Raw genomic sequence first — 24,657 nt, 5'->3', positions numbered from 1 at the left:
GAGGGTGGATCCCGGTGTCCCTGTCTTTGACAAGTCGACGCCGTTGTTCGAGCAGATCTATGCGCATCTGTACGAGCGGATCCTGCGATTCGATCTGGCGCCGTTCCAGATGCTTTCCGAGAAACTGATCGCCGAAAGCCTCGATGTCAGCCGGACCCCGGTTCGCGAGGCGCTGGCGCGGCTGGCCGAACACAGGTTTGTGGATATTCTGCCGCAACGCGGAACCTTCGTTTCGCCTTTGCGCATTACCGATCTTGAGAAGTCGCAATTCATGCGCGAGGCTATCGAAATCGCGCTCTTGCGACGGGTGTTCGAGCATCCCGATCGAGGGCAGGCCATTCGCGAACTGCGCAACGAGATCACACTGCAACGTGCTTTTGTGGAGATGGGCGACCAGGACCGCTTTTACGGATCGGACGACGCCTTTCATGGTCTTCTTGCGAAATATGCCCGTCTGCCGGCGGTGATCGAGGAGATCAGGCGGGTCAAGATGCATATGGACCGCTTCCGCGTGCTGGTGATTGCCGGTGTCGAGGACCTCGGTGGGGTGATTACGCAGCACCAGGACATTGTTGACGCCATCGAGACTGACGATGCGTTTGAAGCCGAGCGTTTGCTGTTGCGGCATCTGCGCAGGATCTTCGCCTATGTCGACAGGGCGATGGCGCTTCATCCGGACTATTTCGAGGGCGGAACCCGCCGAACTTCCAACCAGGGGGCGGTGGCATCATGACCAACCTCAAAGCCATATCGAATGAGCCGGACCTTGTGGGCGAAAGCCCGTTCTGGGATGCGCCGAGCGGGCAATTGTTCTGGGTCGATATCGTCGGCCGCAAGATCAAGTCTCGCAATCTGTCGAGCGGTCAGGAGCGCCATTGGGCGACGAAAGACTGGCCGACGGCGATTGCCCTCGATGCCGATCACGATGGGCAGGCGGTCGTGTCCTTCGGTGCCGGTGTGGCGGTGTTCGAGTTCGAGACCGGGGCGGTGCGGTTTCTCGCCCGGCCGGAGACCGACCCCGCGATGCGGCTCAATGAAGGCAAATGCGACCCCCAGGGCCGATTCTGGGTTGCCAGCATGGAAAACAATCTCAACCCGGATAACACCGCCCGCGAGATGCAGAACCATTGCGGCCGGTTGTTCCGGGTTGGTCCGGGTGACGAACCGGCAATATTTTCGGAGGCGGAGTTCGGTATTCCCAACACCATGGCGTGGTCGCCCGACCGCCAGTCATTCTATTTCGCCGACACGTTGCGCAATGTCATCTGGGTTTACGACTACGATGATGCGGAAGGCCGAGTCTCAAACCGCCGGGTTCTGCTCGAAGGCGGGCCGGGACTGCCCGACGGATCGGGTATGGATTCGGAAGGGTGCCTATGGAACGCGCGGTTCGGCGCCGGGAAGGTTTTGCGCATCACACCTGACGGCAGGATCGACCGTGAGATTGCGGTGCCCGCGCAAAACCCGACCGCCTGTACCTTTGCCGGTGACGATCTCAAGACCCTCGTCGTCACGTCCGGCCGGTTCGGTCTGGACGATGCTGCCCTCGCCGAATGCCCCGACGCCGGAAGGGTTTTCGTGATGGATGCCGAGGTCGCAGGCATGCCCGAAAACTACTTTCGGGGCTAAACGCCGCGGCTTTCCTTTCCTGCGATCAGATCAGGTGCTTGTGGGCCAGCACGAAGGCCATGCCGATCATCAGCCAACCGCTTGCGCGGTCGATAAGGGCTGAGGCGTTGGGGCGCTTCAGGAATCTGACCAGATATCTTGCGCCATAGGCGAGGCCGAAAAACCAGGTGCCGGCGGCGGTGATCGCCCCCATCAGGAAAAAGACCCGCTGATCGAGCGGGAATTGCCAGCCGGTCGGCCCCAGAACAAGGAAGGTGTCGACATAGGCGCCGGGGTTGAGCAAGGCGAACGCCAAGGCGGCAGCCAGAACTGCCGCAAAGCCGGACGCCGGGCCCTCAATACCTTCGAACGCCGCAGTGCCGGCCGCAAGGCGGGCGCTGCGCAGGGACCGCATGCCGAAGCCCAACAGGAATGCCACTCCGGCAAGAGTCATGGCGAAAACGAAGGTGTCGGACCCTGCAAGCAAAGCCCCGGCGCCTCCCACGGCTAGCGTGGTTATGATGACATCGGCAAAGGTGCTCACAAAGGCTGTCACGAAGACGAAGCGGCGGCGAAGCCCCTGCCGCAACACGAACAGATTCTGCGGACCAAGCGCGATGATGACGCTGATGTAGAGCAGGAAGCCATGTCCGAACGGGATAAGGGCCTGATAGAGCGGATCGTCTGCCATTTCCCTGTTCCCGTGTTGTTGCCTTCCGTTGTGTTCTGATTAGACTTCGAGCGTTGCGAGGTCGTAGCGACGCTCGGGAGGGCATGCGGTGCGGGGCGGACACGGAGAGTTTTGACGCCCTTGGCGTGCGTACAGATCAATGTCTTGGGGAGTTTCGAGGTTCGGGTTGGCGGGGAGGCGCTGACCGGTTTCCGCTCGTCCAAGGCGCGGGCCCTGCTGGCCTATCTGGCGATGCATGCGGGTGCGGCTGTGAACCGCGCGACACTGGCGGATCTGTTGTGGGGCGAATTGCCGGAACGGGCCGCGCGGACCAATCTTCGGATCGAACTCTCAGGCCTCAATCGCTTGCTTGGTGAAGATGCCGGCCTCGACATTACCCGGCAGACCGTGTGTCTGGCGGCGGACGATCTCGAGGTGGATGCGGCGAGCTGTTCGGCAATGTTTCGCCATCATGGCAGCCTCACCCGGGAGGCCGAGCGCGCGGACTGGAACCGGCTCGAGGATGCGCTTGATGCCTATCGGGGCCGGTTTCTCGAAGGGCTCGAGATTGCCGACGCGCCGCAATTCGACGACTGGCGCCGGGAAACCCAGGATGCTCTCGACCGGCTGGCAACGGACGCACTGTCTGCGCTTGAACGACATCAGGCTGCGAACGGGAATTGGCCGAAGCTGGTCGAGACCGCCCGCCGTCATCTCCACCTCGATCCCTGGAACGAGCAAAGCCACCGGCATGTGATGCAGGGACTGGCCGCTCAAGGACAGACAAGCCAGGCCCTTGGCCAGTACGACGCCCTTCGCGCCCTGTTGGCGGACGAACTGGGCACAACCCCGGACGAAGACACCGAGCGCCTCGCGGGCAGATTGCGCGAGCGACCCGGCCGCGCTGTGCGGCAAACCAATCTCGGCGCCCGGCCGACACCGTTGATCGGGCGCGACGAACAGATCGACGAACTGTCGCGGCGCATCCTGCGGGACCGCATGACAACCGTGCTCGGGCTGGGCGGTGTCGGCAAGACACGAATGGCACAGGCTGTTGGCGAGGAGGTCATCGCGGCGTTCCCCGATGGCGTGTGGTTTGTGTCGCTCGCGCCGATCCTGGGGCAGGATCCCCGGCCTGTGGACCGCATTGCGCTGGCCATCGCCGCGGCCATGGGCCTTCAGCCGACCTCGGCAACGGACCCGCTCGGCGATCTGATGACCGATCTCGCCAACCGCCATGTGCTGATCATTCTGGATAATTGGGAGCATCTGCAGCCGCAGGCGGCGGATCTGCTGCAGCATTTGCTGCAGATTGAAGGCGTGCATGTGCTCGCCACTTCGCGCGTGCGGCTCAATGTCGAGGGTGAACGCGTCTATCCGCTGCAGGGACTGAGAGGTGCCGCTGCGCGGCAGCTCTTTGTCGAGCGAGCGGAGGAAGCGTTTGACGGCCTTGGCCTAAGGGTCGATCCCCCGGCAGAGCCCGACGCCGTACAGGCGATCTGCGATGCGGTGGCCGGGCTGCCGCTCGGGCTGGAACTGGCGGCCAGTTGGGCAGGCGAATTTTCGATCGAGGAAATCCATGGATTGATCTTGTCGGTCGGGGTCGAGCCAAGCCGGGCAGACGGACTTCAATCCCGCCATCATGACCTGACCAGGGTTCTTTCGTTTTCCTGGGGCCTGTTGCCTCAAGGCTTGCAGCGCCTCCTGGCGCGGTTCACGGTTTTCCGCGGCAGTTTTCATCGCGAAGCCGCCGCCGCGGTGGCGAATGCCACGCCCGAGGACCTGGCGCAATTGTGCAGCCACTCTTTGCTGGAGCGGATCGATGCGGGCCGCTACGGGCTGCATCCGCTTGTCGAGGAATTCGCGGGCACAAGGCTTGATGTGTCGATCCGCACCGAGGTCGCCCAACGTCATCGACGGCACTATCTGACCCGTGTTGCCGCGGGTGCCGGGTCCCTCGCGGACATGGCCAATATCCGCAAGGCCTGGATCAGCGCGGTCGACGAAAGGGATGGCCCCCTGATTGCCCTTTGCGCCGCGGAGTTTGCAGCCTTGCTGGCCCGGACTGGCCTGATCCAGGACGGGTTCGAACTGTTCGGATCCGCCATCGCCGCTTTCGAGACGGAGGAGGGGCAAGGCGATCTGGTTGCGCTGCTGCTCAGTCGGCAATGGCATTTTTCGCGCGCCATTCATGGATTGCCCGGTTCGGAGCATTTGCAATTCAGAGTGCTGGCGCTGTCGAGCGATCCGGAACTGACGGTGGAAACCCATCTTCAACTGGCCAATCGTTTCGCCGAGGACGGGCTGTGGGCAAAAGCGGATCATCATTTCGAAGAGGCGGCAGTGGTGGCGCGTCGGGCCGGCGGCCGGCTGCTTGCGATCAATGCGGCAAGGATGCGTGCCCATGTCAACGCCCTGCATTTCCGGGGGGATTTCGAACAGCACATCGCGGAGTTGAAGGCGTTGCGCTCCGAAATCGCAGAAGATGTGACAAAAGACGAAGGCATTCGTGCGCTCGATCTCGAGCTTGGGCTTTCGCTCGCCCTGGTTGCCATGCGGCACGGGGATCACGCGCTGGCGATCCGGACGGGCCGCTCCAACCTTGCGCTTGTCGAGGCCATGGTGCATCGGCAAAGGCGGATCAGCGTATTGCTGGACCTGGCGCTATCCGAACAGTTTGCCGGGTTACTCGAGGAGTCGCTTGCGCATAATCGCGAGGCCCTGGCCGAAGCCGAAGAGATCGGCGCCATGGATGATATCGGACTGTTATGCGCCAATCTGTGCATGGTGCTGCGCAAGGCCGGTGATCTCGAGGGTGCGCTGGCCTATGGCAAGCGGGGCGTGGATGTGCTGGGCCGGCTGCGCCTGACCCGGATGAGCTGCATGGCGCGCAATCGCGTCGGTCACGTGCTGGTGGCGCTTGGCCGGTGGGCCGAGGCGGAGGCCGTTTATGTCGAGGTGGCGCGGGTCTGGGAGACGCTGGGGCATTCCAATGTGCATGAGGCGCATGCGGGCAGGGCTGTGGCGATGGCCCAATCGGGGCGTCTCGAAGAGGCGGAGGCGTTGGCCGACAGCGTGCTCGATCACGTGCTTGAACAGGGGACCCAGGGGCTGGTCGAACCGGTCCTGTTATTGTGGGGTCTTTCGAGGGTCTATGGGCTGGCCGGCAAAGAGGAAAAGCGGCAGCAGGTGAGAGCGCTCGCCGAGAAGGTCGTTGCCAGGGCAAGTGCCGTGATCGGCGATGAAGAGCTGCTGAGAAGATATCTCGACATGCACAGCACGCATCTCGAGGAGATCAACGCGGCTGCGGAGTGAGGCCCGGACGCGGTGCGATGCGTTCGGGCGGCGCGACGCCGGTGGCGATCAAGTGGATGCCGATGATCGGATCGAATTCCTTTGTCACCCAGTCGATGCCGGGTTCGGCTTCGCCGCATCCTTGAGCCAGAGATGCGCCGAGGCCGCCGGTGAGAAAGATTGTGCCGCGGCCCTCGGGGTAGAGGGCCAGCCCGGCATCGGCGATTTCCCGCGCCGCGCCATCGAGCACGGAGCGGCAATAGGCATCTCCGGCGGCGGCGCCCTCCACAACCAGCGGGGCGAGGCGGGCGAGGTCGGCGGGACGCGCGCCGGTGTGCCAGTCGATCAGCTCGGGCACGGAGCGCCCTGTGAGATCGAGAACCGCCTGGGTGAACCGGGGCGCCGGTTGCGGACGGACCGGGGATCCGTCGAGCCGTTTCAGCGTGTCGCTCATGACCCTCAGGCCGATCCAGGCGCCGCTGCCCAGATCGCCGGCGGGAAACCCCCAGCCGCTGAGAAACGCCGAGTGACCGTCCTCATAAAGGCGCATGGCGGCAACGCCGGTCCCTACCGCGATCATGGCGCCGGGCCGACCATTGGTGGCCGCGATCAGCGCGCCATAGCCATCGCTGACGAGCTCTGTGTCCGCGAAATCGGCGAGGCGGTCACACAGCTGGCGGGCCCGGTCGCGGAAGTTGAAGCCGGCGATGCCCGCCAGCACCGCAACGTCGCCGGGGTCTGGTGCCTGGCTGCCAATCCGACCGGATATGTCCCGCCAGACGCTGCGGATCGAGGTTTCGGCCTGATCGACCCCGAGCGAGAGGGCGCCGCCAGGCCCTTTGGCACGGGCCAGTTCCTGCCCATCGGGGTGAAACAGGGCGCCGCGGGTGTTGGTGCCGCCGATGTCGAGGCAGAAATGGTGCAAGCGTATCTCCTGGCGCCGGGGCGGGGGGCGGTCAGTCGAGCCGCTTGCCCATGAACAGCCGACCGGGCGCGACCGAGGGATGGTCGATCACCTCAAAGCCCAGCTTTCGATAGAAACCGATAGCATTATCATTGTCGGGCGCAACATCGAGATGCATGGCGGGCGCCCTTTTGCGCCGGAGCGCGGTAATCAGGTGCTCCATCGCAGCCCGGCCAATACCGCGTCCGCGCAATGCAGGCAGCAGGTCGATATGACCATGGGCCGGATAAGGCGCGAGCCCCTCAAGGGCCATTACCGGCGGGTGGTGGATCATGTGGCGGGCCCAGTCGCTGCCCTGCCAGGCGCTTTCATCGGGACCGGGATCGCGCAGCCATTCCCTGAGATCGGGGTACCAGTCCGCGTGCAACCGGGCTTCGAAATCGGCGGTATCGCGCGCGCCGAGAACATAGCCCGAGACGGTGCTGTTCTCTTCGATGACGAATGCGAGGTCGGGCTCAAAGACCTGATAAGGCACGGCATAGATCAGCCCCACCAGCTCGGGGTTGTCCTCACGGGCCGTTGCGTCGTTCCCCGAATCCGCAGTTTCCACGCAAACGCGTTTGAGGGCGGCGTGGTCGTCTGGCGTGGCCGGTCGGACGAAGACGCCTGGCACCAGCTCCGCCGTCGCGGCAAAGGTCTCAGTCATGATGATACCGGCCCTGATCGTCGCGTTTCAAAAGGCCCTGGATCTCGACCGCGAGCCCGCGGCGGTAGAAATTGTGAATGCGCGCGGCGCCCGGGAATTCTTCGTCCGCGCCGGGGCCCTCGTCGAGCCAGTCGAGATAGGTCACCAGATGGGTCACCTCCTCCTGGATTTCCCACAGATAGGGATGGAAGGCGTGAAACAATTCGCGGTTCTCGAGCTCGGTGAAGCCGACAAACAGGGCTGCGATCTCGGCCTTGAAGTTGCGCCAGGCGGCCAGACCTTCGCGCCAGGCGGGATCGGCCGGGTCGGGACGGTGCACTGACAGCATGCGCCGTGCGGTGTCGATGAGCTTTTGAACTGAAGGGCCGATGGTGAAGGGGCCATCAAACAGTTCCGTGAGCAGGTGGATCTGCTCGGTGCTGAGCGTGGTATTCTCGTCGGTCTCGGCGAGGGCAAAGCGCGGCTGCCAGGCGGCGATGGCGGTTTCCCGCGCATGCGCCGGGTCGTAATTGCCGCCGGAAACGAAGCTGCCGGTGGTGTGGACCGGCACGAAATTGGCCTCGAACTCGTTGTTCGGATTGGTGATGAAACCCGAGATCAAGGGCAGGATGTCGAGACCGCGGCCATCGAGCGGGCCGGTATAGACCTTGCGGATGTCATAGTCGTTGGCGTGGTAATTGTCCCAGATCACCGGCTTGCGTTTCAGCGCCGCACCGATCTCGCGCAGGGTGGGGGCGGGGATGGTTTCGGAGACGATTTCGGGTCCGGTCCAGAACACCTTGACGGCCGGGTCGAGCGCTTCGCCCAAAACCCTGAGATAGGCCGATCCGGGCACATCCATCCCGGTGAATCGGGCGCAATAATCGGTCGGGCAGAAGACGAGCTCGCCGCCGCCGTTCGAGCGGATGAGGCGGAGCGTTTCATTGGCCAGTGCGGCCTGGGCAGAGGCGAAATCGGGAAAGTGGGGCTGGTCGGCTTCGGGCAGCTGATTGGGAATGTCGTCGAACAGCAGGACGAAATCGCGGACGCCGATATCCTGCAATTGCTCGATCCGAGCGCGCAGCCGTGCCCGATCGGTGTCGCTGGAATAGGTGACATCGAGGCAGGGCGCGATGGCGACCATGAAGGTCAGGCCCCGTTGACGGGCGGCAGCGACAAGCTGCCGGAGGTCGGTCAGTGCCGCATTGGCATAGGGCACGCGCCAGCGGGCGCGGATATGAACGTCGTCCTTGGGGGCATAGATGAAGGTGTTCATCCCTGCCGCAGCGATCCAGTCCATCATCTCGATGCGCTGCGCCTGGGTCCAGGCCCGGCCGTAAAAGCCTTCGATTACGCCGCTGAGCATCGGCACTCCTAGTCCATCGCCGTGGCGGTCAGCCCGGCAATCACGAAACGTTGCAGGAAGAAATAAAGGATCAGGATCGGCAGAGTGGTGATGGTCAGCGCGGCGAACACCAGCGCGTAGTCGGTGCTGTGATAACCGTAGAAGCGCACCAGTCCGACCGGCAGGGTCCGCTTGTCCTCATCGACGATGAACAGAAGCGCGAACATCAGTTCGTTCCAGATGTTGATCGTGTTGAGGATGATCATGGTCAGCATGGCCGGCCAGACCATGGGAACCGAAATGGTCCAGAAAATCTGCCAGACATTGGCGCCGTCGAGACGGGCGGCTTCCTCCATATCGGGGCGCAGGGAATTGAAATAGCCGCGCATCAGGAAGACTGTGATCGAAAGCGACCATGCGGCTCCGGGCAGGATCAGCGCCCACAGCGTGTTGAGCAGATTAAGGTCTCTCAGGATCGAAAACAGCGGGATGGCGACGACCGGGGGCGGCAGCAAGAGACCGATCAGCAAGAGCCGATAGAAGATGCGCCGGCCGGGAAATTCGAGCCGGGTGAAGGCGAAGGCGGCGGCGGTGGCGAACACCACGGAGATGGCGACGGCGGTGGCAGTGACGATGATCGAATTGAGATAGAGCCCGCCCAGCCCGCCAAGGTCCCAGGCCTCGACGAAATTCTTCCAGCGCCATTCGGCCGGCAGACCAAAAGGCGAGCGGAAGATCTCCCGGTTCGACTTGAACGAGGAGATCACCATCCAGACCGTGGGATAGAACATGGCGGCGACGATGATCCCCGCCACCGCGAACTGGACCCATTCGCCCGGCGAACGCGCCCTGTCAGTAGCGGATGACATTGGCGCGCTCCGAGATGTGGAGATAGATGAGCGAGATGATGGTCACCACGACCGCCAGGACAACAGTGAGAGCGGTGCCATAGCCCAGCTGGTTCTGGTCGAATGCCTGCTTGATGATCCAGGTGGCGGGCACTTCGGTCGAGTTGAACGGTCCGCCATTGGTGAGGGTGAAGAAGAGGTCGAAACCGGCGAAACCGCCGGTGACTGCAATCAGCACCGCCACCATCATGTTCTGGCGCAGCAGGGGCAGGGTGACATCGAAGAACTGGCGAACCGGCCCGGCGCCATCCAACGTCGCCGCCTCATAGAGATTGCGCGGGATACGCCGGATCGCGGCGAAAAAGATGATCATGTAGAAGCCGGCGAATTTCCAGCCGGACACGAACATGATGGCCAGAAGCGCAGTCGAGGACTGGCTCAGCCAGGGCTGAACGAGGAAATCGAGCCCGAGAGCGTCAAAGACCGAATTGAGCAGGCCGGTACGGTAGTCGAGCACAAAGGCCCAGAGCACCCCGGCGGCGCTCATCGACAGAATCATCGGCGAGAAGAACATGCCGCGCATGAAGGAAAAGCCGAAACGGTCGGAATTGAGCAGCACGGCCATCAGGAGGCCGAAGGAGACCTCGAAAAACAGGGTGCCCAGAATATAGAGGGTAACGTGCCAATAGGAGGCGAGGTGCACCGTGTCGGCGAAGGCGCGCCTGAAATTGGCGAGGCCGACCCAGACGGGCTCGGAAAACCCGTTCCAGGCGGTGAAGGCGAAATAGACCGCGGAAAGCAGCGGAAACAGCACGAAAAGGCCGAACAAAAGCATGGCCGGCGCCACGAATACGAGATTCGCGGCGCCGGTTGAGATCGGCTGAAGCCGGTCTTCGGGGGTCTTGTCCTTCACGCCACCTGCCTATTGCTGGCCGATCACGGCGATGGTTTCGTCGAGCCAGGTCAGCGCATCCTCAGGCGATTTCTCGCCGCTCGCGACATATGCTGCCGCCTGATAATAGGCCTCGGCGACCGGTACCGGATAGGTGGTGTCGGGCGGCGGCACGATGGAGCCGGCCTCGGCGAACAGGGCGGCGACAGACGCCGTCTTCGGATCGAGATCGGCGGTCTCGTTGACGCCGGCGACCGGGCTCAGCGAGCCGGATTCGGCCCACAGCTTCTGTTGCTCGGGCGCCGTGAAGAATTTGAGGAATTCGATCGCCTCGTCGGGATGTTCGGCGCGCGCATGGATGATGAAACCGGTGGCCGTGCCGATCACGCTGTCCTTGAGCGGATGGCTGTCATCGATGATCGGGGTATCGAACTGATCGTAGTTGAAATCATCTTCCGCCAGTTCGGCAGCCGAACCGACAAGCCAGGAGCCGATCGGGTGCATGGCTGCGGCACCCTGGAAGAAGCCGGCCATGGCCGGGTCAGCGCCGAGGCCGGGCATGTCACGGTTGAACCCGCCGGCATCGTGCAGTTCCTCCAGCAGCTCAAGTGCCCTGAGGAAGCCCGGGGTGTTGAACGGTCCCTCCTGGCTGAACGCGGCTTCGTATTCGGCGGGCGGCACGACGCGGGAGGCGATGTGCGAGGCCCAGTTGCCCAGCGGCCAGAGTTCGTTATTGCCTTCGATGATCGGGGTCTCTCCCGCATCGGCGAGGGTTTTCACCAGAGATACGAAATCGTCCCAGGTCGCGGGAGCCTCGATGCCATATTCGGCGAAGATGTCGGTGTTGTACCAGATGGTATTGGTCACATCGAGGGAGATCGGCACGATATAGGGGTCGCCGTTGACCATGGTCCCGGCGCCTTCGGTCCAAACCGATTCCGAAAAGCTGTCGCGCCAGTCGCCTTCGCCCAGGACATCGGAGAGATCGCGCGCGTAGCCGGCGTCGGCATCACGCTGAACCGGGAAGCCGGCCCACTGGAAATAGATGTCGGGGACTTCCGAGCTCTGGAGCTGGGTGATCAGCCCGGTGTCTGAATAAAGATCGTCATCGAACACGATCTGTTTCACGGTAATGTCGGGATGCGATGCCTCGAAAGCGTCGACGATCGCATCGAACGCGGCACGATTGCTGCCGCCCGACATGGAATGGGTGACCCGGATTTCAGTCTGGGCCAGCGCCGTGCCGCCAAGGACCAGGGCGGCCCCCAATGCGACAAGGCTTGTGATGCAGGTTCTCATTGACTCCACCCTTTAGCCTGTTTGAGTTCACTGGTATGATATTGGTTTCCATCCACTTGTCTAGGTGCTATAGTAATTTTTGCATGACCGAGGAAATTCGCTTGCGAATTAGGACCCAAAAACATACCACTGGGTCCTCTTCGCGAGCGAAACGCAGAATTCCGGGAGCCCATGGACGACGTTTTTGAAACGCTTTCCGCAAGCATGTCGGAGCGGCACGGCCCGCTCTCCGATCGATTGCGGCTGGCCTTGTCCGCGCTTATCGAGACAGGCGCCTTCGGACCTGGCGAATCGCTTCCTTCAGAGCGCGAGTTGGCCGCAAGGCTCGATCTCTCCCGTTCGACAGTGCGCCAGTGCCTCAAGGACCTCGCACAGCTGGGGCTTGTGCAGACCCGGCAGGGCGTGGGGACCGTGGTTGTCGGCCATATCCCCAAGGCGCTTTCCAAGCTCTCGGGCTTTTCCGAGGATATGCGGATGCGTGGTCTCGTGCCCAGTTCCCGGGTTCTGGAGCTGACCATCGGACCGGTGCCGCACGATACCGCATTTCGCACCGGTTTGCCGCTCGAAACCGAAACCATCTCGCTGCGGCGGCTGCGGCTCGCGGGCGGCGAAGCGCTTTCCTATGAATGGGTGGTGGTGCCGGTGGCCTGTGTGGGGCGCGATTATGATGGCACCACGTCGCTGTATGAGCGCATGGATGCGCGCGGCGCGCGGCCACAGCGCATGCTGCAGAGCCTCGAGGCAGTGGAAGCCAATGAGGAAATAGCCGGACTACTGGGCATCAAACCGGGCGCGGCGGTCCTGCGGATCGCCCAGGTCGGGTATGGCGCCAACGGGGCAGTGGTCGAGGATGCGGTGAGCTGGTATCGCGGCGACCGCTATAAATATGTGGGCGAAATCAAGGGGTAAGATGCGTATGGGCGCGCTGAGACAGAACTATCGGGACGCGCTGGTGGAGATCATGGATCACGTCCTGTCCGGGGAGCCCGAGGTTCTCGACGCCGCCCGCGATGCCCTGGCGGCCGCGCTTGGTGCGGGTCGTCTCATTTATGTCGGCGGCAGCGGCCATTCCCACATGCTGGCCGAGGAACTTTTCTATCGCGCCGGGGGAATTGCTGCGGTCCAGCCGATCCTCGAACCCGATCTGATGCTGCATGAAGGGGCGCGCCGCTCCACAGAAGTGGAACGCGAAGCCGGCCGCGCCGAGCGTTCGCTGTCGCGCTTTGCGATCGAGCCGGGCGATGTGCTGATCGTTGTGTCCAATTCGGGGCGGAACGCCTATCCGGTCGAATTGGCCGAGGCGGGCCGCAAACGGGGCATGACAGTGATTGCATTGACCTCGCTCCGCCATGCGGAACGGGTCGAATCCCGGCACGCATCAGGTCTTTTGTTGCGCGATGTCGCCGATATCGTGCTCGATAATGGTGGCGTCTATGGCGATGCCATTCTCCCGGTCGGCCCCGAGGGCGTGCATATGGGGCCGACCTCCACCATTATCGGCTGCTTCATCCTCAATGCCCTTGTGGCGGAAGCGGTCGAGATGATGATGGCAGCCGGCAAGCGCGTCGATATCTATGCCAGCGCCAATATCGAAGACAATGGTGCGCCCGCCGACAATGTTGCGGAGCGCTGGGGCGACCGGATCGCCGGGCTCTGACCATGTCCGCCGGCGCATGCCGGACAATTGCCGGGCGTGCACCGATCCATATGCCATCGGGCGGCTACGTGACCTACTGGCCGGGCTCGTCTTCCGCTGAAGGCAGCGGGGCGTCGCTCATCTGGGCCAGCTTGATCTGCACCAGCAGGCTCAACTCGTCATAGACGTTCCACTCATCGACGATCTTGCCGTTCTTGTAATGGTAATGGGTGATGCCCATGACCTGCAGGCGCTTGCCCGTGGGTTCGCCCAGTTCGCTCAGAATGCCATATCCCATGTGATGGCCTTCCATCACCCAGCGGACGGCGACCTTGGTGCCGCCTTCCTCGCAAGGGGTGGAGCAGACATGTTGCGGCATGAATGCCGCGTCGGGAATCGAGCCCAATAGACCCAGATATTGATGGGTGATGGCAACGACGCCATAGAGCTCCTTGAGCATGGGGCCGTGATACTGGACGTTCGAGGCGTAGACGTCCTTCATCTTGCCGAACATGCGGCGATTGAAAACCTCATGCATCCACTGGATCGTGTCGCGTTCGATGTCGTTATGGGCGAGTTCGAGGTCGGGCTCGGCTTCGGGCGGGTATTGACCGATCAGGCGCCTGTTCTCGCCGATATCGAGGGCGGTCAGCCCTTTGTCGAACTGGGCGCGCGCTGCCTTCTCGGCAAAAGGATGCGGGTCGAGGCCGAGCTGCTTGAGGATGACCATGTTGTCGCCCACGATCCATTCGCGATAGATCTTGTTCTCATAGATCATGCAGTCGGCGATGGTGCGGGTGGTGAACAGGCGCCCGGTGGCGGGGCCATAGAGCCCGTTCTGGGAGTGCCGGCCGGAGCCGGTGACCATGTGGGAGGTGTAGAAGCCCTCCTCATCATCGCCGCGCCAGATGACGTGGGTTGCCATGCCCCGGCGTTCGGGAAAGGTGACCAGGCGCTGAATGGTGTCGCGCACCACCGTCTCGCGGTCATACATCATCCCCATCGAGGTGTAGACCGTGCAGTTGTGCGTGTAATGGGTGTAGATCAGCCCGATATCGCGCTCGTCCCAGATCTTGTGCGTGCATCGCACGATGTAGTCGACGATATCGGTGTAGTCCTCGTCAAACCCCCGCATGGACTGGCTGCGTGGCCGGTCAGTGGGCACCAGATCGACGAAATCGTGCCGTTCGACACCCATCACCTGTTCGGCCTGGCCCTTTGTGACCTCACCCTTGTTCTTGTTGCTGCCTTCGCTCATCGTCGTTCCTTGATCGGTGCTTTGTGGGTTTGTCCGGCACTGCGCGGCCCCAAGCCATTGCCTCACATGGGGCGCCAAAGCGGCGGGATTTTCAAGCGGGCTGAAGTGTCCCGCGTCGGGAATGGTTACCAGCCGGGCCCCGGGAATGCCGTCGGCGAGCTCGCGATGGGCGTCCAGAGGGCAGACGGCTTCCTGCTCGCCAGCGACAATCAGGGTCGGAACTTCGATCGCGGCAAGGCGCGGGCGGCTGTCCGCGCGATTGATGGCGATCTCGGTCTGGCTGTCGAGTGTATCCGGCCCCGCGTCCTGCGCCATGGCGAGGATGGTTGCCTTGAGGGCGTCGTCTGCCGCGTTGGCCGGGGAGACGAGCTTGTCCCAGGCGTCGAGGATATAGCCGTCCATGCCGTGCTCGCGGGCCTTCTTCACGGCCGATCTGCGGGTCCGGGCATTGGCGGCCGGGTCGGGCCTTGGGGTGGTGTCGATGAGGGCCAGCCGGGTCACGCGCTCAGGCGCCTGTGCCATGATCTCGAGGGCGACGATGCCACCCAGCGAGAATCCGCAAAGGGCGAAACGCGCCGGCGCCGCCTCAAGCACGATGCGCGCCTGATCGGCGGCGCTCGAGCCGCCCGACATCGGGCCGGTGATCCAGTTTTCGACACCCAGGGCCTCGATCAGGGGCGCAAAAAGCCGGTCGTCGCACACCGTTCCGGGCAGGAAAACCAGCGGCTCACCACCGGCGGCCGCGTGGTCGCCGGTCTGTGTCTCGTGTCGCGATGTACGCCTGGCGGCCATTGAAAAACTGCTGGTTCTGCGGCGCCGGAGGGGATGTCCGGTGCAATCTGGAAAAAACTCTGGCAAATCTTGAATACGTATGCAAGAGATTTGTCAGCCCGACCCCGCAGGCGCCGTTTGCCGGCCCTGCCCGGGGATCGAACGGCCCCTTGGCGGGCAGGATTGAGCGACTATCCGGCGCGCCGAGCGCGGATGACCAGAGGAGATTTGAGCCCATGAGCGATGGCGCAGGCAAGGCGCAAGACGGCGTCACCTTCATCAAGGCACCCGAGCGTGACTCGGTCAGCGACAACACCCCGGTGGAAAAACTGGTTGGTGAAATCATCGCGGCGGTGCGCGAGCGGGGCGACGATGCGGTGCGGGAGTACTCGAAGCAATTCGACAAGGCGGATGTCGAGGTTTTCGAAGTCACCGTGGCCGAGCGCGAGGCAGCCCTGGCCGAACTCGACCCCCAGACCCGCGCCGATACCGAGTTCGCCATTGCCAATGTCAGGGCCTTTGCAGAAGCGCAGCTGGCGACCATCCTTCCGCTCGAGATCGAGCCGCTGCCCGGCCTGCATCTCGGCCATCGGGTTATTCCGCTCGAACGTGTGGGCTGTTATGTGCCCGGCGGGCGCTATCCGCTGCTGTCCGCGCCGATCATGACGATCGTTCCGGCCAAGGTGGCCGGTGTTGACGAGGTCGTGGCCTGCCTGCCGCCCAACGCCCACAAGGCGATGATCGCCGGTTGTCATTTGTCTGGCGCAGACCGCATTTTCAGGATCGGCGGCGCCCAGGCGATTGCGGCGATGGCGCTGGGCACGGACAGCGTGCCCGCCTGTACCAAGATCGTCGGACCCGGCAATGCCTTCGTCAACGAAGCCAAGCGGCAGGTCTTCGGTCCGGTCGGCATCGACCAGCTGGCCGGTCCCTCGGAGATCTTCGTTGTCGCGGATTCCTCCGGGGATGCGGAAATGATCGCGACCGATCTGCTGGCCCAGGCGGAGCACGATGTGCGCACAAGGGTCGGATTGATCACAACCGACAAGGCGCTTGCGGAGGCAACCCTCAAGGAAGTCGAACGGCAACTCGAGACGCTTTCGACCGCCAATGTCGCGGGCGAAGCCTGGCGCGACTATGGAGAGATCGTCTTGTGCCGGGACGAGGCGGCCATGATCGCCTATTCGGACTGGATCGCCGCCGAGCATTTGCAGGTTCACACCACCGACGCCAAAGCCTTCTCGACCCGCCTGCGCAATTACGGCTCGCTGTTCATCGGCGAGAACGCTTCGGTGGTCTATTCCGACAAATGCTGCGGCACCAACCACACGCTGCCCACCATGGGGGCAGGGCGCTATACCGGCGGGCTCTGGGTCGGCGCCTATGTGAAGATCGCGACCCATCAATGGCTGGACGAACGCGGCGTGGCCGCCGTCGCGCCTCCTGCGGCGCGGCAAAGCGCCTCCGAAGGTCTCGAAGGTCATCGCCGGGCGGCGCAACTTCGCCTCGACCGGATGCAGGTCAGGGGCTGAGGAGGCCCGGCCAGAGACAAAAAGACCAGCGCCGAAGGGCGCTGGTCGAAGTCTTTGGGGCATTCTTGTTTTTCGTCAGGCGTGGTGGGCACACCCTCCGCTCTTGTTTTCCCGTTTTTCAGCGGGTGTTCTCGGATTCGGTCCAGGCGGCGCGAAGCTTTTCGGTGTTGAAACCCGGCTCCCGCGCTGCCGAAATGATCGGTTTTTCCTTGCGGATCACCAGGTCGATGCATCGTGGCATGTCGTCGATGTGCTGCGCCGGGATCACCACGGCGCCGTGCCGGTCCGCATGCACCAGGTCGTTCGGGTTGACCTGCATGCCGAAGACCGTCACCGGGCAGTCGATCTCGGTGACATGGACAAAGGCATGGCTCGGTCCGATCGCACCGGCCACCACCTGATAACCTTCATCCAGCATGCCCAGATCGCGCAGGATCCCGTTGGTCAGGGTGCCGGCAAGGCCGAGGCCCTTGTGGATCGCCACATTCACCTCGCCCCAGAAGCCGCCCACCGGGCGGGGCCAATCGGTATCCTCGATGACCACCAGATTGGGGCCGTCGCCGGCCGCCACATAGTCGTAATAGGCCATGCGCAAGGCCTTGACCTCGTCGGCGGGCTTTTGCGCCGGTGAGGATGCCCGAATCCTCGCGGTGCGCGCGAAACCGAGCATCGGGGGCAGTTCGGGGTCGGCACAGACAACGGGGGTCTTGGTGAAACCCTCGGCCATGCGCCCGCCCATGGCATGTTCGAGCGCATTGCACACGGTCGGCGTATCGGTTTTGCGCAACAGGTCCGCAATGCTGGGATCGAGTGTCGGCATCGGGTCCATCCTTTTCTGATCGGTTTGTCGCCGCTTATTCCGCGGCAATCGATCCGGAGACGAATTCGGGCGCTGCCGGGTCATCCGAACCGCGAATGACGAAGGCGGACATGGGCGCCGATGCCGGGTTGCGGAAGCCGTGAGCCAGTCCGATCGGCACCGACAGCGTGTCGCCCGCACCCATGATGAGAGATCCATCGGCCCAGGTCACCTCGAGCGTTCCTTCCTGCACGAAGATGACCTCCTGCTCGGCGCGCGCATGCATCGGAACGCTGGCGCCGGTCTGCATGGTCAGCCGCCGCAGGGCAAACCCGTGGTCCCACCAGCCGGTGATGGGACCGGGCGCAAAGCCGTCCCGGGTGTGCTTCTCGCCGATGACGCCGGCCTCCTCGACCCCTGCGCCACCCAGCATCGAGTTTGCATTGGCAATCATCTGATCCGCGGCCGCGTAACATTCGGCCATCTTTTCGGGTGCCGGGGTCTTCAGGCGCTCAAGGGTCTCGGGCGAAGGCGGCAGTTCGAGCTCGGCGCCCTCGGGTACGGTCTCGCCAAGAGTGGTGTCGACCAGCTTGCCGCCCTTGAGGAGCTTGAGGCCGTAATCCTCTGCGAGCTGGAAGACCGAAGGTGCCCAGATCACCTTGCCGGGGTCATCCCGCCCCAGCACAACAAACAAAAAGCCCGTGCCTTCGTCGCGCTTTTCAAAGCCGCGAAACATCTCGGTGGGGACAGAGGCCACATCGCCCGGCTCGACGTCGAGATAACCTTCGTCCTTGTTCGCGCCGAATAGCAACCGCCATTTGCCGGTGTGCACCACGAAGACTTCGGCCGTGAGATGGCTGTGCTGCGAGTTGAGGCAGCCGCCCGGCTGGCGCGCGGCGCCAACATTGAAGCCATGCGCCTCGGGAATATGCACGACCTGGGCGGGGTTTTCGGAGACACCCGGCCCGATGATCGAGAAGTTTTCCTTGCGGTCCGATCCCGGGGTGCGGGCATCGATGAAGGCGTTGCGCAGGCCCTTGAGGTCGGCATAGCGAACAAGGCGCTTTTCCATCGCCTGCTGGGTCCATGCAGTCATGGCAGGTTCCTTTCTGGCTGAGGCAAATCCAGGTTGCCCGTATTCAAATTGCATTCGTATGCATGATAGCTCAAAAAAGGGGAGCTTGCATGCGTCGATGTGACCGGCGATCCGGAAATGCAGCGGTTCCTGGCGTTCGCTGAACTGCCTTGCCGATGTTTCATAGCCCGTCTCCGGACCGGTAGATTGTGCGGCCATTGACGGTTTCGAGGCCGGACCGTGGCTTTCGCGCCGAGCTGCGCACGATCAGCTCGCCCGGCAGGAGTTCGTGCACCGGTTCAATGAGGCCACTGGTGATCTGGTCCATCAGGATCCGCACCGCCGCGTCGACCATGGTGTCGATGGGCTGGGAAACCGTGGTGATATCATAGGACGGCCAGCGAGAGGGACCAACGTCGTCATAGCCGACGATGGAGAGATCCTGGGGAATGGAGAGGCCGAACTCATAGCGGGCCACATCCATCACCGCGACCGCCATGTGATCGTTGGCGACGAAGATGGCGTCGGGCCGTTCGGGCGCTGACAGGATTGTCCGCGCCGCCGTCTCGGCTTCGCTGCGCGAGAAATTGCCGGTCTGGACGGTGAGGTCTTCAATGCCGTGGCTTTTCAGACCGTCGCGAAATCCCTCGTAGCGGTCGCGATTGGTCGAGGAGTTCTGAAGCCCAGAAATGAAGGCGAACCGCTTGTGGCCGCCTGCCACCAGAAAGTCGGCGAGGCGCCGCGCGCCTTCCCTGTTTTCCGAAGTGACAGAGGAGACCGCGTCGCGTTCCGTGGTCCGGTTGAACAAGACGACCGGAATCCCGGCAGCCGCGCATTCCTCGGAAAGGTCCGAAGACAGCGAGGTTGATGCCAGAATGATGCCGTCGACACGGTATTGCATCAACTGATCGAACACCGGGTCGGAGTCGCGGTCCTTGAAGCCGGTGAACAGGAGGACGTGATAGTCCTCCGCCGCCAGCCTGCGGCCAAGTTCTTCCAGGACGTCGGGGTAGAACAGGTTTTCGAGATAGGCCATCACCACCGCGATGATGCGCGAACGCGAGGTGATCAGCGAGCGGGCAATCGCATTGGGGCGATAGCCGAGCTCCTTGGCCGCGGCGAGTACCTTGGCGCGGGTCGCCGGTGAGATCGAGGCGCCGGGCGTGAAGGTGCGCGAGACAGCAGACTGGGAAACGCCGGCACGGCGCGCCACCTGCGAAGAGGTTACGGGGCCTTTTCTGGTCACTCCGCCGTCCATCCGCCGTCCACCAGTAGTGATGTTCCCGTCACCATTGCCGAAGCGTCAGATGCAAGGAACTGCACCGGTCCCATTATATCCTCCGGTTTTCCCATCCGGCCCAGCTTGATCTTTGAGAGGACCCAGGCGCGAAAATCGGCATCTGCGAGCGCCTTTTCGGTCAATTCGGTCTCGATGAAGGTCGGGCAGATCGTATTGATACGAATATCGTGCGGTCCAAGCTCGATGGCCATGGCCTTTGTCATGCCTTCAACAGCAAACTTGCTGGCACAATAAACAGTCCGGTTCGGGCCGCCGACATGGCCCATCTGTGAAGAGATGGTGATGATCGAGCCTGGCCTGCCCGCTGCGACGAGCCTGCCCGCTACCGCCTTGGCCAGGAACAGGGCCGCGCCCAGATTGACGTCGATCACGGCCCGATAGTCAGCCTCGTTGATTTCAAGGGCCGGGCCGTGCCGGGCCGTGCCGGCAGAATTGACGAGGATGTCGAACGGCTCCTGCTTTTCCAGGACGGTCGCCACCTTGCCGTAGTCGGCCACGTCCAGAACCAGGCTGCGGGCTTTCAATCCCGCATCGCGCATGGCGCCGGCAACCGCCTCGATGTCGGTACGGGTGCGGGCCGCTATCGTCACCTCGGCCCCGGCTTCTGCCAGGGCGACTGCGGCGGCCAGCCCGATGCCACGGGAACCGCCGGTCACCAGCGCACGCTTGTCGTCGAGCCGGAAGCTGGGCGTGCTGGGCAGTTTCATGGTTACTCGGCCGGGTCCTGACGCGGCGCGGCGGCGGCGCCATAAGGGATGTTGCGACCGCCATAGCGGCGGACACGGATATTGGCCTGTTCGGCGTGACCGACAAAGCCTTCCAGCATCGACAGCCGGGAACCATATTCCCCGATCATCGCGGACGCCTCATCGCTCTCGATAGTCTGCCAGGTGCAGGTCTTCATGAACTTCCCGACCCAGAGGCCGCCCGTGTATCGCGCAGCCTTCATGGTGGGGAGCGTGTGGTTGGTGCCGATTACCTTGTCACCATAAGCGACATTGGTTCGCGGACCAAGAAACAGCGCGCCATAGTTCGTCATGTTGTCGCGATACCAGAAGTCCCGATCAGTCATGACCTGTACATGCTCGGAGGCGATGCGGTCCGCTTCGGCGAGCATTTCCTCGTGGCTATCGCAGACGATGACTTCGCCATAGTCCTCCCAGGATTGTCTGGCCATTTCACCCGTGGGCAGGATCTCCAGCAGGCGCTCGACTTCGGCGATGGTGTCGCGCGCGAGCTTTTCGGAGTTGGTCAACAGGATGGCCGGCGAGCTGGGACCATGCTCGGCCTGGCCAAGCAGATCGGTGGCGCACAATTCGCCATCGACGGTTTCATCGGCGATGACCAATGTCTCTGTGGGGCCGGCGAACAGGTCGATGCCGACACGCCCGTAAAGCTGACGCTTGGCTTCGGCCACGAAGGCGTTGCCCGGACCGACCAGCATGTCGACAGGATCAATGCTCTCGGTGCCGATCGCCATGGCGGCGACGGCCTGAATGCCGCCCAGTACATAGATTTCATCGGCCCCGGCCATGGCCTGTGCGGCGACGATCGCGGGGGCGGGCTTGCCGTTAAAGGGTGGGGCGCAGGTGATGACCCGACCGCAGCCGGCGACCTTGGCCGTCAGCACCGACATATGCGCGGAGGCCAATAGCGGGTATTTCCCACCTGGCACATAACAGCCCACCGCGCTGATCGGCACGTGCTTGTGGCCAAGGGTCACACCGGGCAGCGTTTCGACGGCGATCTCGGCCATCGAGTCCTTTTGCGCCTGGGCGAAATTGCGGACCTGGGTCTGGGCGAATTCGATATCGGCGAGGTCCTGGTCGGAGAGTTGAGCCTTGCATGCCGCGATCTCGGTGTCCGATAGCCGGAAATCGTCGCGCTCCCAATTGTCGAACTTCTTCGACAGCTCGCGCAGGGCGGCGTCCCCGCGTGCTTCGAAGTCCGAGAGGATCGATTCCACCGTCGCGCGAACCTTTCTGTCGGCCTCAGCGCGTGCCTCGACATCTTTTCCGCGTTTGAGCCATGTCGGCATGGGAAGTCAGCTCCTCGATCTCGTTTGAATTGACATTTGCATACGTATGCAAATGTGTAAAGTAAAGTCGGAATCTAGTGGTCGGCCGCGATTGGTTCGAGAATGGCGGGCCGGAACGAGGCATGGTCGGTGGCCATCTCGAAGGCGTGGCCCAGCGCGAAAAGAGCGACCTCGTTTCCCGGCCTGGCAATCAGCTGCATGCCGACCGGCAATCCGCGGGAAAACCCACAGGGAACCGACAGCGAGGGATGTCCGGTAAGGTTGAACCCGATGGTGCGCATGGGCGTCCAGACGGCGTCGGCGCCTTCGAACAGTGCCAATTGAGGGGCCGTGGTCAGGGTCGTGGCGGTCGCGATCACGTCCACGGTTTCGAACACAGCATCGAGCGCGGCCTTGAGTCGCTTGCCGGTCCGGCGCGCGAGATCGATATCGGATGGCGCGATGGCGGCACCCGCTGCCAGGGTGCGGAAGGTCTTGATGCCCATTCCGTCCTGATGCTCGGCGAGGCGCTGCTTGTGAATGGCAAAGGACTCGCCATGCAGGATCACGGCGGCCGCCGTTTCGAAGTCCGCATAGTCAGGCAGGGTGATCTCGGCGATTTGCGCCCCGGTGAGCGAGAGCATCGACACGGCCGTGTCGAGTGCGTCGAGGACGCCCGGTCCGAGTTGAGGGTCGGTTGCGAACCAGTCGCGGGCATAGCCCAGTCTCGTACCGTGCGCGGCGCCGGAGAAGACAGACTGATCCTGTCCGGTGCCGGTCATTGCCGCATGGCCAAGGGCGGCTTCACGCACGCTGGCAGCCAGGGTTCCGACATGATCTAGGCTTGGCGACAGGGGAAAGACACCGGTTGCGGGGATCTGTCCCTGTGCCGGTTTGAACCCCACGATCCCGCAATAGCTCGCCGGGCTGCGCACGGATCCGCCGGTGTCGGTGCCGATGGCCAGCCGAACCATGCCATCCGCCACAGCAGCGGCCGATCCGGAAGACGATCCGCCGGTGATGTGTTCGGGGTCTCGGGGGTTCAGTGCCGGGGGAAAGGGCGTATCGAAACTCGGACCGACGGTGGCGAACTCATAGGTCGCGGCCTTTCCGATGATGACGGCACCGGCACGCCGGAGCGCTGCCACGCAACCAGCATCGTGTTCAGGTCGATGGCCGGCGAAGAGCCGCGAACCGTACTGGGTCGGCATGTCCGCTGTATCGATGAGATCCTTGATGGCAACCGGAATGCCGGTCAGGGGACCGCATTCGTCACCACTGGCGAGGGCCGCGTCGGCCACCCGGGCCTGCAGACGGGCCTGCTCTCCGGCGACATGCACAAAGGCGGAGAGCACGGGATTGCGTTCGGCAATCCGGTCGAGATGCTGGTCCAGCAATTCGGTCGCGGAGATGTCGCGCCTTTGGAGCAGCGCGCCCGCTTCCGTGATCGACAGATCGGCGAGACTCATGACCCGGCAGCGCTTTCTGTCTCGCGCTCGGCAAGACGTTGAAGTCCCTGGTCGAGCCAGGCCGCGATGGCGAAAATCGCCTCCCGGTTGGCGCCGTCGGTTTCAATGCCGGCGGCCGTGAGCGCCTGGTCGAGGTCTTGGGGGGTCAGGGAATCGCGCTTCGGGGTGGACATGGTGAATTCTGCTCGATGCCGGTCAATCCTGTTCGATCCGGGCGCCGGTCTTGCTGTCGAACAGATGACAAATCCCGGCCGGCACGGATGCGGAGATAGTATCGCCGATTTCGGCACGGAAATCCTTGGCTGCCTTGATGGAAACCAGTTCGCCGGCAACCCGCATGGAAATCATTGTCGCTTCCCCGAGCAGTTCGATCGAGTAGATCGGGGCGGATATTTCGCCGCCTTCGGTCGCGACATTGGCATCTTCGGCTCTGAAGCCCAACGTGACCTCACCGGCAATCGACTTGTTGAAGCCGGACACGGAGATGTTCTGTCCCGAGAAAACACCGTCCTTCATAGTGCCGGCGATCAGGTTCATGGCTGGCGACCCGATGAAGCCGGCAACAAAGGTGTTGGCGGGTGTGTCGTAGATCTCGGTCGGCGTGCCGACCTGCTGCACCACGCCCTTGTTCATCACCACCACCCGGTCGGCCAGGGTCATGGCTTCGATCTGGTCGTGGGTCACATAGATGGTGGTGGTCTTGAGGGTGTGATGCAGGTTCTTGATCTGCGCCCGCGTCGAAACGCGCAGCTTGGCATCGAGATTGGAAAGCGGCTCGTCCATCAAAAACGCGTTGGGCTCGCGCACGATGGCCCGGGCGAGGGCCACGCGCTGACGCTGACCACCTGAAAGGGCCGCGGGTCGGCGATGCAGGAAGTCGGTGAGCTCCACCATCTCCGCTGCCCGCATGACCCGCTTGTCATGCTCCTCCTTGGGGATCCGGCGCACCCGGAGCGGGAAGCGGATGTTCTCGTAAACGGTCATGTTCGGGTAGAGGCCATAGCTCTGGAACACCATCGAGATGTCCCGGTCCTTGGGCTCGAGCTTGTTGACCATGCGGTCTCCCAGCCAGATCTCACCCTCGGTGACAGTCTCGAGGCCGGCGATCATGCGCATGGTCGTGGTCTTGCCGCAGCCGGAGGGGCCGAGCAGCACCAGGAATTCGCGGTCGGGAATCTCGAGGTCGAAATTGTCGACGCCGACAAAGCTGCCCCAACGCTTGCAAACGTTCTTGAGACGGATCTGGGCCATGGTG

General features: G+C 63.1%; 22 protein-coding genes. 6 read left to right on the top strand and 16 right to left on the bottom strand.

Annotation, left to right across the window (positions count from 1 at the left end):
• The first annotated feature begins 4 nt into the window (after positions 1 to 4).
• Positions 5 to 733, top strand: coding sequence for a GntR family transcriptional regulator (locus tag G489_RS22605; RefSeq protein ID WP_051332606.1), 729 nt, complete (start codon positions 5 to 7; stop codon positions 731 to 733).
• A complete protein-coding gene (locus G489_RS0113005) occupies positions 730 to 1,629 on the top strand; it encodes an SMP-30/gluconolactonase/LRE family protein (protein ID WP_035872586.1) in 900 nt (299 codons plus the stop codon). The genes G489_RS22605 and G489_RS0113005 overlap by 4 nt, the downstream gene beginning before the upstream one ends.
• A 25-nt stretch (positions 1,630 to 1,654) precedes the next feature.
• Here G489_RS0113005 and G489_RS0113000 read toward each other — a convergent pair whose 3' ends face one another.
• A complete protein-coding gene (locus G489_RS0113000; RefSeq protein ID WP_035872583.1) occupies positions 1,655 to 2,299 on the bottom strand; it encodes a LysE/ArgO family amino acid transporter in 645 nt (214 codons plus the stop codon).
• Positions 2,300 to 2,419: 120 nt separating this feature from the next.
• Between G489_RS0113000 and G489_RS0112995 the strand changes: the two genes are divergently transcribed.
• On the top strand, positions 2,420 to 5,593 hold the full coding sequence (locus tag G489_RS0112995) for a BTAD domain-containing putative transcriptional regulator (protein ID WP_029041903.1): 3,174 nt from the start codon (positions 2,420 to 2,422) through the stop codon (positions 5,591 to 5,593).
• Here the strand turns inward: G489_RS0112995 and G489_RS21945 are convergent.
• The 6 genes from G489_RS21945 to G489_RS0112955 are packed head-to-tail and all read right to left on the bottom strand — an operon-like array spanning position 5,574 to position 11,545.
• Positions 5,574 to 6,497 carry a BadF/BadG/BcrA/BcrD ATPase family protein gene (locus G489_RS21945; protein WP_051332605.1) on the bottom strand — a complete coding sequence of 308 codons (924 nt, stop codon included), beginning with the start codon at positions 6,495 to 6,497 and terminating at the stop codon, positions 5,574 to 5,576. The two genes, G489_RS0112995 and G489_RS21945, sit on opposite strands and share 20 nt — an antisense overlap.
• Positions 6,498 to 6,528: 31 nt before the next feature.
• Entirely contained in the window at positions 6,529 to 7,182 is a 654-nt protein-coding gene (locus G489_RS20490; RefSeq protein ID WP_051332604.1) for a GNAT family N-acetyltransferase, read from the bottom strand.
• On the bottom strand, positions 7,175 to 8,527 hold the full coding sequence (locus G489_RS0112970) for a beta-N-acetylglucosaminidase domain-containing protein (RefSeq protein ID WP_029041900.1): 1,353 nt from the start codon (positions 8,525 to 8,527) through the stop codon (positions 7,175 to 7,177). The genes G489_RS20490 and G489_RS0112970 overlap by 8 nt, the downstream gene beginning before the upstream one ends.
• An 8-nt stretch (positions 8,528 to 8,535) precedes the next feature.
• On the bottom strand, positions 8,536 to 9,375 hold the full coding sequence (locus tag G489_RS20485; protein ID WP_051332603.1) for a carbohydrate ABC transporter permease: 840 nt from the start codon (positions 9,373 to 9,375) through the stop codon (positions 8,536 to 8,538).
• A complete protein-coding gene (locus G489_RS0112960) occupies positions 9,359 to 10,267 on the bottom strand; it encodes a carbohydrate ABC transporter permease (RefSeq protein ID WP_051332602.1) in 909 nt (302 codons plus the stop codon). The genes G489_RS20485 and G489_RS0112960 overlap by 17 nt, the downstream gene beginning before the upstream one ends.
• Before the next feature lie 9 nt (positions 10,268 to 10,276).
• Complete coding sequence (locus G489_RS0112955) at positions 10,277 to 11,545, bottom strand: ABC transporter substrate-binding protein (RefSeq protein ID WP_035872582.1); 1,269 nt, start codon at positions 11,543 to 11,545, stop codon at positions 10,277 to 10,279.
• A gap of 171 nt (positions 11,546 to 11,716) precedes the next feature.
• On the opposite strand from G489_RS0112955, the gene G489_RS22845 reads away from it, so the two are divergent.
• Both G489_RS22845 and G489_RS0112945 read left to right on the top strand, forming a co-directional pair.
• Positions 11,717 to 12,454: a GntR family transcriptional regulator gene (locus G489_RS22845; RefSeq protein WP_081691562.1), complete on the top strand. Its 738-nt coding sequence runs from the start codon at positions 11,717 to 11,719 to the stop codon at positions 12,452 to 12,454.
• 7 nt (positions 12,455 to 12,461) lie between these two features.
• Positions 12,462 to 13,202 (top strand): sugar isomerase domain-containing protein, encoded by a 741-nt coding sequence (locus tag G489_RS0112945; RefSeq protein ID WP_035872734.1) that lies wholly within the window; start codon positions 12,462 to 12,464, stop codon positions 13,200 to 13,202.
• Positions 13,203 to 13,275: 73 nt separating this feature from the next.
• Here the strand turns inward: G489_RS0112945 and G489_RS22780 are convergent, their stop codons facing one another.
• On the bottom strand, positions 13,276 to 15,231 hold the full coding sequence (locus G489_RS22780; protein WP_245578907.1) for an alpha/beta fold hydrolase: 1,956 nt from the start codon (positions 15,229 to 15,231) through the stop codon (positions 13,276 to 13,278).
• A 215-nt stretch (positions 15,232 to 15,446) separates the two neighbouring features.
• On the opposite strand from G489_RS22780, the gene hisD (G489_RS0112930) reads away from it, so the two are divergent.
• Complete coding sequence (gene hisD, locus G489_RS0112930) at positions 15,447 to 16,742, top strand: histidinol dehydrogenase (RefSeq protein WP_029041895.1); 1,296 nt, start codon at positions 15,447 to 15,449, stop codon at positions 16,740 to 16,742.
• Positions 16,743 to 16,860: 118 nt separating this feature from the next.
• On the opposite strand, the gene G489_RS0112925 is transcribed toward hisD (G489_RS0112930), so the two are convergent.
• The 8 genes from G489_RS0112925 to G489_RS0112890 form a co-directional block, all read right to left on the bottom strand.
• On the bottom strand, positions 16,861 to 17,562 hold the full coding sequence (locus tag G489_RS0112925; protein ID WP_029041894.1) for an RraA family protein: 702 nt from the start codon (positions 17,560 to 17,562) through the stop codon (positions 16,861 to 16,863).
• 34 nt (positions 17,563 to 17,596) lie between these two features.
• Complete coding sequence (locus G489_RS0112920; protein ID WP_029041893.1) at positions 17,597 to 18,637, bottom strand: cupin domain-containing protein; 1,041 nt, start codon at positions 18,635 to 18,637, stop codon at positions 17,597 to 17,599.
• Positions 18,638 to 18,797: 160 nt separating this feature from the next.
• Positions 18,798 to 19,862: a LacI family DNA-binding transcriptional regulator gene (locus G489_RS0112915; RefSeq protein WP_029041892.1), complete on the bottom strand. Its 1,065-nt coding sequence runs from the start codon at positions 19,860 to 19,862 to the stop codon at positions 18,798 to 18,800.
• Positions 19,859 to 20,623: an SDR family NAD(P)-dependent oxidoreductase gene (locus G489_RS0112910; RefSeq protein ID WP_029041891.1), complete on the bottom strand. Its 765-nt coding sequence runs from the start codon at positions 20,621 to 20,623 to the stop codon at positions 19,859 to 19,861. The genes G489_RS0112915 and G489_RS0112910 overlap by 4 nt, the downstream gene beginning before the upstream one ends.
• Positions 20,624 to 20,625: 2 nt before the next feature.
• Positions 20,626 to 21,954 (bottom strand): histidinol dehydrogenase, encoded by a 1,329-nt coding sequence (gene hisD / locus G489_RS0112905; protein ID WP_029041890.1) that lies wholly within the window; start codon positions 21,952 to 21,954, stop codon positions 20,626 to 20,628.
• Between the two features lie 74 nt (positions 21,955 to 22,028).
• Positions 22,029 to 23,402, bottom strand: a complete 1,374-nt coding sequence (locus tag G489_RS0112900) for an amidase (RefSeq protein ID WP_029041889.1) — start codon at positions 23,400 to 23,402, stop codon at positions 22,029 to 22,031.
• Positions 23,399 to 23,575: a hypothetical protein gene (locus tag G489_RS22445; RefSeq protein WP_155889392.1), complete on the bottom strand. Its 177-nt coding sequence runs from the start codon at positions 23,573 to 23,575 to the stop codon at positions 23,399 to 23,401. Before G489_RS22445 ends, G489_RS0112900 begins: the two co-directional genes overlap by 4 nt.
• Before the next feature lie 22 nt (positions 23,576 to 23,597).
• On the bottom strand, positions 23,598 to 24,653 hold the full coding sequence (locus G489_RS0112890; RefSeq protein ID WP_029041888.1) for an ABC transporter ATP-binding protein: 1,056 nt from the start codon (positions 24,651 to 24,653) through the stop codon (positions 23,598 to 23,600).
• Between the last annotated feature and the right edge of the window lie 4 nt (positions 24,654 to 24,657).

The sequence above is a fragment of the Cucumibacter marinus DSM 18995 genome (genome assembly GCF_000429865.1).
GTDB classification, from domain to species: domain Bacteria; phylum Pseudomonadota; class Alphaproteobacteria; order Rhizobiales; family Devosiaceae; genus Cucumibacter; species Cucumibacter marinus.
Note: the sequence above shows the minus strand (reverse complement) of the source record. Positions and strands in the feature narration are given on the sequence as shown.

Bases quoted from the DNA above. Each gene is read 5' to 3' on its own strand.
- G489_RS22780 (WP_245578907.1), bottom strand. From the start codon at position 15,231: ATGGCCGCCAGGCGTACATCGCGACACGAGACACAGACCGGCGACCAC.
- G489_RS0112920 (WP_029041893.1), bottom strand. From the start codon at position 18,637: ATGACTGCATGGACCCAGCAGGCGATGGAAAAGCGCCTTGTTCGCTAT.
- G489_RS20490 (WP_051332604.1), bottom strand. From the start codon at position 7,182: ATGACTGAGACCTTTGCCGCGACGGCGGAGCTGGTGCCAGGCGTCTTC.
- G489_RS0112955 (WP_035872582.1), bottom strand. From the start codon at position 11,545: ATGAGAACCTGCATCACAAGCCTTGTCGCATTGGGGGCCGCCCTGGTC.
- G489_RS0112890 (WP_029041888.1), bottom strand. From the start codon at position 24,653: ATGGCCCAGATCCGTCTCAAGAACGTTTGCAAGCGTTGGGGCAGCTTT.
- G489_RS0112910 (WP_029041891.1), bottom strand. From the start codon at position 20,623: ATGAAACTGCCCAGCACGCCCAGCTTCCGGCTCGACGACAAGCGTGCG.
- G489_RS22445 (WP_155889392.1), bottom strand. From the start codon at position 23,575: ATGTCCACCCCGAAGCGCGATTCCCTGACCCCCCAAGACCTCGACCAG.
- G489_RS20485 (WP_051332603.1), bottom strand. From the start codon at position 9,375: ATGTCATCCGCTACTGACAGGGCGCGTTCGCCGGGCGAATGGGTCCAG.
- G489_RS0112900 (WP_029041889.1), bottom strand. From the start codon at position 23,402: ATGAGTCTCGCCGATCTGTCGATCACGGAAGCGGGCGCGCTGCTCCAA.
- G489_RS0113005 (WP_035872586.1), top strand. From the start codon at position 730: ATGACCAACCTCAAAGCCATATCGAATGAGCCGGACCTTGTGGGCGAA.
- hisD (WP_029041895.1), top strand. From the start codon at position 15,447: ATGAGCGATGGCGCAGGCAAGGCGCAAGACGGCGTCACCTTCATCAAG.
- G489_RS0112925 (WP_029041894.1), bottom strand. From the start codon at position 17,562: ATGCCGACACTCGATCCCAGCATTGCGGACCTGTTGCGCAAAACCGAT.
- G489_RS0113000 (WP_035872583.1), bottom strand. From the start codon at position 2,299: ATGGCAGACGATCCGCTCTATCAGGCCCTTATCCCGTTCGGACATGGC.
- G489_RS22845 (WP_081691562.1), top strand. From the start codon at position 11,717: ATGGACGACGTTTTTGAAACGCTTTCCGCAAGCATGTCGGAGCGGCAC.
- hisD (WP_029041890.1), bottom strand. From the start codon at position 21,954: ATGCCGACATGGCTCAAACGCGGAAAAGATGTCGAGGCACGCGCTGAG.
- G489_RS0112945 (WP_035872734.1), top strand. From the start codon at position 12,462: ATGGGCGCGCTGAGACAGAACTATCGGGACGCGCTGGTGGAGATCATG.
- G489_RS0112970 (WP_029041900.1), bottom strand. From the start codon at position 8,527: ATGCTCAGCGGCGTAATCGAAGGCTTTTACGGCCGGGCCTGGACCCAG.